Annotated in this window: 5 protein-coding genes; all 5 read left to right on the forward strand. The window is 53.6% G+C overall.

The window, feature by feature from the left end:
• The first annotated feature begins 165 nt into the window (after nucleotides 1–165).
• The 5 genes from LH51_RS10645 to LH51_RS19220 all read left to right on the forward strand — a co-directional run bounded on the left by LH51_RS10645 (nucleotide 166) and on the right by LH51_RS19220 (nucleotide 8882).
• Nucleotides 166–603 carry a hypothetical protein gene (locus tag LH51_RS10645; RefSeq protein WP_036522148.1) on the forward strand — a complete coding sequence of 146 codons (438 nt, stop codon included), beginning with the start codon at nucleotides 166–168 and terminating at the stop codon, nucleotides 601–603.
• A complete protein-coding gene (locus tag LH51_RS10650; protein ID WP_036522149.1) occupies nucleotides 597–1967 on the forward strand; it encodes a DUF11 domain-containing protein in 1371 nt (456 codons plus the stop codon). The genes LH51_RS10645 and LH51_RS10650 overlap by 7 nt, the downstream gene beginning before the upstream one ends.
• 113 nt (nucleotides 1968–2080) lie before the next feature.
• Complete coding sequence (locus tag LH51_RS10655) at nucleotides 2081–4798, forward strand: DUF11 domain-containing protein (RefSeq protein WP_052063668.1); 2718 nt, start codon at nucleotides 2081–2083, stop codon at nucleotides 4796–4798.
• Complete coding sequence (locus LH51_RS19215) at nucleotides 4795–6957, forward strand: OmpA family protein (protein ID WP_052063669.1); 2163 nt, start codon at nucleotides 4795–4797, stop codon at nucleotides 6955–6957. The genes LH51_RS10655 and LH51_RS19215 overlap by 4 nt, the downstream gene beginning before the upstream one ends.
• 14 nt (nucleotides 6958–6971) lie before the next feature.
• Nucleotides 6972–8882 (forward strand): hypothetical protein, encoded by a 1911-nt coding sequence (locus LH51_RS19220; protein ID WP_052063670.1) that lies wholly within the window; start codon nucleotides 6972–6974, stop codon nucleotides 8880–8882.
• Nucleotides 8883–8990: the final 108 nt, after the last annotated feature.

The raw sequence follows: 8990 nt of genomic DNA on the forward strand, positions 1-8990 counted from the left end.
TTCGGCAGTTTCCGCGAATTCCCATCGAAGTAGTAGCACCAGCGGGTATACCGATTTCGATCTGGATAATAATCAGGCGTTGCGTGCTTATAACGTTTCTGAGCCTATGCCGATCTTCGTCTGAACAAAAGCAAAACTAGTGGTCCGCGAGCACCGGGTGCTACGGTGACTAATAACTTCTCCGTGATCAATGATGCCAACAGCCCAGCCGGTGCGGCTTATGGTGGCGGCAATGGTCCGTTGCGCGTAGTGGATTGGGCAAGGCCTGAAGAGGTAGATGGTGGGCTTGTAGGCAATGTCACTGCGGGCTGGAGTTGCTCGGTGGACACTGGCGTAGTGCCGCCATTTGGGTTCAACGCTGCATTTACCACGCGTGTCACCTGTGAGACCACGGACACAGGTACGCTGGCACCCGGTGCAAGCCGTGCTCTGAGCTACCAGTCCACGCTTGCTAACGTCGTGGAGCCGATTGAGCTACGCAACCGTGCGTGTACTGGCGGACAGGCACTGACTGCATTAGGTTTGAATCCTGTAAATGGTCCTTCACCTGCTGATAGCAATACGGCCAACGACTGTACAGGTGAAGTGGGTGGCTGGTGCTGACCAATGTTACCGGTGCAGAAGCCAGTATCGTTAAGACGGCGTCTGTGGATGGTGTTGCTTACGCCAATAACGTAGAGCTGGCTGGCGATGAGGAAACCATGTACTGGCGCATGGAGATAACCACAGCTAACAATGGTGTGACGATCCCCACTCTGCGTATGACCGATCCGGTACCTGGGCGCGTCGGTTATAGTGGGGGCACGCCAGCAGTTACTGTGACCACGACGCCCACTACCTGGGGAAGTTGTCCCAACCTGCCAGCCGGCTCGGGTGGAGGTCAACTTGATTGTGGTTTCACCAATGTACCCCCCGATACTACTATCACGGTCGATTTTGCGGTTCAGCGGCCAGTTACCGCTGGTTTATTGACTAATACAGCTTCGCTGGCATCGCCGAATTCGATTCTGACGGCATCAGGTGGTGGACAGCTTAGCGACAGCGCTAGTGTTGACGTTGTACAGCGCGTGGATATCGAGGTAACCAGCAAGACAGTTCAGCCTGCAACACCGCGTGTCGGTCAGCCGGTTGAGTTCATTGTCACAGTGCGTAACAACGGAACCGATAGTGTTCCTGCTGGAGAACTTCGCTTAATCGACACACTCAATACCAACTCTGCGTTGCCACTGGTGGCCTACGAGGTGCTGGGTGCAACTGGTCCTAATATGGACTGTTCGGCAAGCAACTTCGCTGCTGGTCAGGTTTCCTGCATTAACACCAATTCTGTCGTACGTAATACCACGCGTACGGTAACTATCGAAGCACGCATCCTGAAACCGACAGGTCCAATGCCTGATGACGGAAATGTCTTCGCAGGCCAGACAAACCGCGCTGATGTAGAACTTACCGATCCCGCAAACCTTTGCGAATTCCGTACTGGATCTACTAGCTGTAACGATGCTACCTCGCAAGATAACAATTTTGCGGAAATCACCTTTGATGTTCAGGTGCCGGAAATCGATATGCAGCAGCGCAAGGAAAGCGTTTACCCAGCGGGGCAGACTGCGTTTGGTTTCGGCGATCAGTTGCAGTACCGTTTTCGCATTCAGTCGGTCGGTCCATCACGGGCCGAAGGTATTGTCATGACCGATACATTGAATGTGCCTAGCGGATTCTCTCTGGTGCTGAGCGGAGGTCCGCAGAATGTCAATGCGGCAGCCGCAGAAGGTGGTTTTAGTCTTGATACCACTAAAAATGGCAGTTTAAGCTGTTCTCAAGCTGGTGCGAATGGCGTAGTGACCTGTCAGCTAAGCAGCGTAGATGCTGATAATTACCTCGATCCGAATCGAGAGGTAAACTTTGAGTTGGCCTTCGATATGACTCCGGCGACCTTCGGTGAGCTGCCACTTTTGGCAACGTTGCACTGATCTGTGCGGACGAAACGACTTCCTACGAGTCGTCTGGTGCGTGTGATAATGATCCGGGGGTTGCGGCCAACAACATCGCTTCAGTTAACGATATCGTTTTCCCCAAGGCTGACATGGAAGTTGTTAGCAAGACAGTAATTGATCCAAATATCGCTGTCTTGCAACCCTTTGATTACACCGTTGTGGTACGTAACAACGGACCGCAAGAAGCGCGTGGCGTAGAGTTTTCGGACCCGCTGCCTGATGGCATGCAACTGACGGGGCCACCCAGTGTGGAGATCAACGTTCCGGGCTTTGAAAATACGGCCTGTTCGGGGGTGGCTGGAGAGTCTGTGGTGAATTGTACCTTTGGTACCGTGCAAGCCAATGCCGCATTGACCCTGACTATTCCTGTACGAATCGTTAGCTTTACAACGGCCACACTAACCAACACGGCCAGTGTCAGTGTCGACGAAGATGCGACCTACGATACAGATCCTGATAACAATGAAAAAAGTGTGCTCATCAACGTTGAGCGCCTGACCCTGAGCGGACGGGTGTTCCAGAAGGCCGATGCGACGCAGCCGAATGATCCTTTCGATGTCGGTAACGATGCGCCTATCGGTGGTATCGCTATCACTGTGTCCGGTGTAGATGTTGGCGGCAATACGATCAACATCACCCAGTTGAGCAATCCTGACGGGACCTACAGTATCGATCTACCGCCAAGTAATGGCGCTGGCTACACCGTCACGCGTGGTAATGTGCCGATGAACATCAATACGGCCGGCGCCCAGCTTGGTAGTGGTCCGGGCACGCCTGGTACCGTGCAGGCCGTCGAACGTATGGATGGCGTAGTGCTTGATGTTAACGGGGTTGATTACGACTTCTGGATTGCTTCGAATGACATCACGCTGCAACCGCCGACGATCAGTGGCTATGTGTATTTCGATCGTAACCGTGACCGTGTAAGACCCTCGGTGCCGAATCAGGACCCGTTGGTGCAGGACTGGACAGTAATCCTCTGGGCTGACTTGGCTGACGGTAGTCGCGAGAGAGTCTGTGAACTGAGAACCGATCAATACGGCTTCTACCAGTTCGATAACGTGCGCTGTAACACAGCCGGTTACGACCAGTGGGCGACCAGCGGTTTACCGGTAAGCGGAGGCCAACCGGCAGGCTATTCGGATATTATCAACACATTCACTATCGAGTTCTCCAGTGACGATGGACTGGCTGGCGAGCCTCAGTCTGGTGGTGGTGCAGGGACAACGCAGCCACGCAGCATCACCGGCATCACCTTGAATCCTGGTCAGAACATCACCGAGCAGAACCTGCCGATTGACCCAGCGGGTGTGATCTATGACGCACTGACTCGCCAGCCGGTACCCGGTGCCCAGGTGTTCTTTGAGGACGAAAATGGTATCCCTGTCGATGCCGCCTGTCTGATCGGTGGTATCAATCCAATCGTTACCAATGCTACTGGTATTTACCAGTTCCTGCTGGATACCAACCCGCCTGGTTGTGCCGTATACAGCCACGCGGGACCACGTGAGTACTCACTGCGTGTAGTGCCACCAGCTGGTTACCTGCCAGGACCGTCGGAATTGATTCCAGCCTGTACTAACGCGCTCAGCGTTGGCAACCCAGGACCGTTTGATGTACAGAACAGCGATAACCCGCCGTCTGAGGCCGCTCCTCAGCACGATCCGGCGCTGTGTCCTGTTAACACCGCGGGACTCAATCCGTTTAACCAGACCAGCACCCAGTACTACTTCCTGTTTAACCTGATTACATCAGGAGCAGGGGCATCGGGAGACGTGGTCAGAAACCATATTCCCTTAGACCCCATTTTGGGAGGCGCCATCAATGTGGTCAAAACCACACCCAAGGGTGATGTGACGCGTGGCGAGCTGGTGCCTTACCAGATCAAAGCCACTAACACGCTAGCTGTTGCGTTGACCGATATCGCGATCGAAGATCAGATACCCCCTGGCTTCCAGTATGTTCAAGACTCTGCACTTTTGAACGGGGTTAAGTCTGAACCACAAATCAATGGTCGTCACCTACGCTGGCCAGCGCAAACCCTGGCAGCAGGCGAAGAAGTTAGCATTCAGTTGCTGCTGGTTGTGGGTTCTGGTGTTGAGTTCAACGAGTATGTAAACCGTGCCTGGGCTATGAACAGTCTGGCGAATACCCGTGTATCCAATATCGCCACAGCAACAGTACGCGTGGTTCCGGACCCGATCTTCGACTGTACCGATATCATCGGTCAGGTTTTCGATGACCAAAACCGGGATGGTTACCAGAACGAAGGTGAACCGGGCATTCCAGGTGTACGTCTGGCTTCACCACGCGGCTGGTTAATCACAGCTGATGATTATGGCCGCTTCCATGTTGCCTGTGCCGATGTCCCCAGTGAACTGCGTGGGGGTAACTTTATCCTCAAACTGGATGAACGCAGCCTGCCAAGCGGTTACCGCGTGACCACTGAAAACCCACGTGTTGTGCGCGTGACGCAGGGGCGCATGGTGAAACTGAACTTTGGTGCGGCTATTCACCGTATTGTGCGTCTGGATCTGACATCAGAGGTGTTTACTGCAGAGCATGAGTTAAAACCCAACTATGCGAAACACATGCAACAGCTCCTGCCACATCTGCATGAACAGCCTTCTATCCTGCGCATTGCCTATCAGCTCGATATTGGCGGTGATATGGATCATGCCCGTGAGCGGATCGGCGCTGTAAGAGCCTGGCTTCAAGAGCACTGGGAAGAACAGGGCTGTTGTTATGACTTGCGAATCGAAGAAGAAATTGTTCCAGGTGCTGAGCGTATAGAGGTGTCCCAATGAAACTGCATAAATCATTACTTTGTCTGGCGATAGCCGCTGCTTCACCTTTGATCTATGCCGATTCATGTGAAGTGGGTAAGGGTTGTGGACTGTCTGGCGAACGCGGTGCGATGGAAGATGAATCCTTGTTACAACGTCGTGCCGGCGGTTTGGGGGATTTACCCCCTTTGCCCCAGCAGGGTGAGCGTGAACTACCACGTGAGCGCCTGGTGCTGTGGCATTTGCCGGATCAAAACCAGGAAGCGGCGGCCGTACTGACGCTAAACCCGAATGAGGCTGAAACGCTGCAAACAATTCTGCCAAGTGTGCAGTTTGAATCCGGACGTTCAGTATTGCCTGAAGGCTATACTGAACAACTCTGGGAGGTTATGGAAAGGCTGAAAAGCAAGGATAATGTTCGCCTGCGCGTTATTGGCCATACGGACCCCCAGCGCCTGTCGGCGCGTGCAGCCAGCATCTATACAGACAATTATGGCTTGGGACTGGACCGTGCCAGACAGGTGGCGTTGCAATTCAAGGCCGCGTTGAATTTGTCTTCGACACAGGTTGATCTGGATTCTCGTGGTCCCGATGCACCACTTGCGAGCAACGCGACAGCTGAAGGTATGGCAGTCAACCGCCGTGTTGAAGTGGAGATCTGGTATGACGAACCTCTGCAGCAAAAAGCCTGTACCGGTGGCTTTGCAACGACTGACGATTTAGCGCCGTTCCGTATCAGTGTGGATGGCCAGCCTGTGGGTGAGCATGCGGCAGGTGTGGCGGATCAGCAACGCTGTGTTGATGTGGCTCTGGCTGAAAACAGCCTTCAGGTGCGCTATGACAATTTATCCGCCCAGCCGCGCTTGAATGTAGCCGCCGCACCGCGTATGGCGGTTCCTGGACAGACCCACTATTTCCGTGGTTACAGTAACTACATGAATTGGGTTGAGCGTGGTGAAGTGCAGATCTTCGGCAAGCAATCACGCTGGGGGCAGCCAGAGCTACTGGAAACCGTTGAGCTGGACCCCTTGCTGAATGGTGAGTGGCTACCTTCTGATGATCTGCCCGATGAACTCTATTACCGACTGCGGGTATATGACGCTGAAGGGCGCTTCGACGATACCGAAATGCAGCCATTGCAGCTCACCCGAGGTGACTATGAAGCCGAAGCCGATGAGGTGCGTGCTGATCTGCTGGCGGTTACCGGTGGCAACCGTTTGCAGCGTCACCGGATTCCGGTGGCGGGCGGTACAGTGACCATCAACGGTAAAGGCGTGCAGCCAGGTTATGCTGTTTTTGTGATGGGCGATCCTGTGCCTGTTGATCGTCAGGGTAATTTCGCCACTGCACAGATCATTCCACGCGGTGAACACAGTGTTGAAGTGGCTCTGCTTGATCCGCAAGGACAAGGCCGGATCTATCGACGTGATTTGCGCTTACCGGAACGGGACTGGTTTACAGTAGCGATTGCCGACATCACTATCGGGCAGCAGGATACAACAGGTCCGGCACAGCTGGTGACGGGAGAAGACCGCTATTACGACGATAAAGTCTATGTAGATGGACGTCTGGCGTTCTATACCAAAGGCAAAATTGATGGCAAATACACGGTGACGGCCAGTATCGATACCGGTGAAGAACCCATAGATAGCCTGTTCAGTAACTTCAATGACAAGAACCCGCGTGAGTTCCTGCGGCGTATGGATGCCAATCGTCACTGGGCCACCTTTGGTGATGACTCAACAATGGTTGAGGATGCTCCGACGCAAGGCAAGGGTTATGTCCGTGTCGAAGACGGTAAGTCACATGCCATGTGGGGTAATTTTGAACAACAAAACCGTGATACTGAGCTGAGCCAGATCGATCGACGTCTCTATGGTGCCCAGGCACGCTATCAGGGTGACGGATTTACGGCCTTTGGTGAGCGCAAGGTTGTCGTGGAGGGCTTTGCCGCCGAGCCGGGAACGGCTAGCGCGCGTGAAGAGTTCCAGGGAACGGGGGGATCACTCTACTTCCTGCGTAATCAGGACATCTCATCCGGCAGTGAAGCACTGCGTGTTGAAATTCGTGATAAACACTCCGGTTTGGTGTTGATGTCTGAGTATCTTACCTATGGTATTGATTATGAAATCGACCTATTCAAGGACGCATACTGCTTAACCGGCCTCTGTCTGGGGTAGCAAATGACAACTCCGTGGTCAGAAGTGGCGGCAGCCTGTCGGGCAACCCAGCCTATCTGGTTGTCACCTATGAGTATTCTCCCGGCTTTGAAAGCATGGATGATCTGGCTCTGGGTGGCCGAGCCTCGGTCTGGGCAAATGATTCCGTGCGTCTTGGGGTGACCGCTACGCGTCAGGAACATTTCGGGCAGCAGCAAGATCAGGAAGGGATCGATGTTACGCTACGTCACAGCGACCGTACTTGGTTGAAGCTGGAAGCGGCACGCACCAAAGGCGATGGTATTGAAGAGCAAACCTCTTTTGACGGTGGTTTCGGTTTCAATAGTCGTTCAATTGTGGCTGGGGAAGCAAATGCAGAGCGTATTGAAGGCTCCTTGGCACTTGAAGATGTAGGCTTGGATGGTAATGGTCAGTTGACTTTCTACCATGAACAGCGTGACGCCGGCTTTAATGCACCGGGTCGCTTGACCAGCAATGACACCCGTCAATCAGGTGTTGCGCTGGTGACCCCGCTTTCGGAGCAGACAGACCTGATTCTGAGGGCAGATGAAACCACGCAAACTTCTGACTTGAAAAGCCAGAGTGCGGAAGTGGGTGTGGCTCACCAACTCGACGAGGAATGGACAGTCATCGGTGGCTATCGTAGTGAAGAGCGCACAACCCCGTCGACCTCAACGGCTAACGAAGGTCGCCGTGATGATCTGGCCGTACAACTCGAATATGCACCCCAGGACGAACCTTGGACCGCACATGGCTTTGTACAGGGAACAGTGAAAGCCGATGGTAACCGAGAGGATAACAATCGCATCGGTGTTGGTGGTAGCTACCGTATCAACGACCGTATTAATCTGATGGGTGAAATTTCTGACGGAGATCTGGGCCTGGGTGCCAAGGCGGGTGTGGATTATGCGTCTTCAGATCGTACCAACCTCTACCTTAACTACGAGCTGGACAATGACCGTACCGATCAGGGTATAGGCTCCCGTATGGGCCAGGTAGTGACCGGTGCGCGTTCACGCTGGTCAGATAACACCAGTGTTTATGCTGAGCAGCGTTATCAGCATGGTTCACAGCAAACCGGCTTGGTGCAGGGCTACGGGCTGGACTTCGCCCCGGATGATCATTGGAGCTATGGACTGAGTACCGATATCGGGCGCCTTAACAGTGAAACCGATGATGAGATACGTCGTCGTGCCATCTCCGGCAGTGTGGGGTATAGAAACGAGGATATTCGCTACGCCGGGGCACTGGAATACCGCAAGGATAGCTACAGTGATGAAGACAGGACCGTCTGGCTGCTGCGTAATAACCTGAGCTACCAGATCGATCCTGACTGGCGCATGATCGGTCATCTGGATATGGCGATTGGTGACTCCAGCCAAGGTTCCTTCTTTGATGGCAACTTTGTTGAAGCATCATTGGGTTATGCCTATCGTCCGGTGTTGAATGACCGTTGGAATACTTTGGTCAAGTACACTTATTTGTCGGATCTGGCCCCGGCTGAACAGCGTTCATCAACCGGTAACCTTATAGATTACTCCCAGCGCAGCCATGTGTTTGCAATTGATAGTATTTATGATGTAACCGAACGCTGGAGCCTGGGTGGACGCTACGCCTATCGTTTGGGCGAATTGCGCATGAGCCGTGATGATTCAGCTGACTGGTTTAGCAGTAAAGGACAACTGATAGCAGTAAGAGCGGACTGGCACGTAGTGCATAAGTGGGATCTGATGGTTGAGTTGCGACGCCGGGATGAGTTCACTGCAGAAGATTCACGTACAGGCGCCGTACTGGGCATGTATCGCCACTTCGGCAATCACATGAAAGCCGGTGTCGGCTATAACTTCTCTGATTTCAGTGACGACCTGACCGATATGGACTTCCGCAGCCAGGGTTGGTTTATCAACATTATCGGGAAATATTAATCTTGTAGGAGCCCGCATGTAGGAGCCCGGTTGTGGGAGCCCGGTCTGTAGGAGCCCGGTCCCCGGGCGAAAGGAGTTCGCTCGCAGAGCGAGCTCCCACAGGTGGGG

It is taken from the genome of Nitrincola sp. A-D6 (assembly GCF_000764495.1).
Classification (GTDB): Bacteria; Pseudomonadota; Gammaproteobacteria; order Pseudomonadales; family Balneatricaceae; genus Nitrincola.

Coding starts and splice junctions, on each gene's coding strand:
- LH51_RS10655 (WP_052063668.1), top strand. CDS start 2,081: ATGGAAGTTGTTAGCAAGACAGTAATTGATCCAAATATCGCTGTCTTG.
- LH51_RS19215 (WP_052063669.1), top strand. CDS start 4,795: ATGAAACTGCATAAATCATTACTTTGTCTGGCGATAGCCGCTGCTTCA.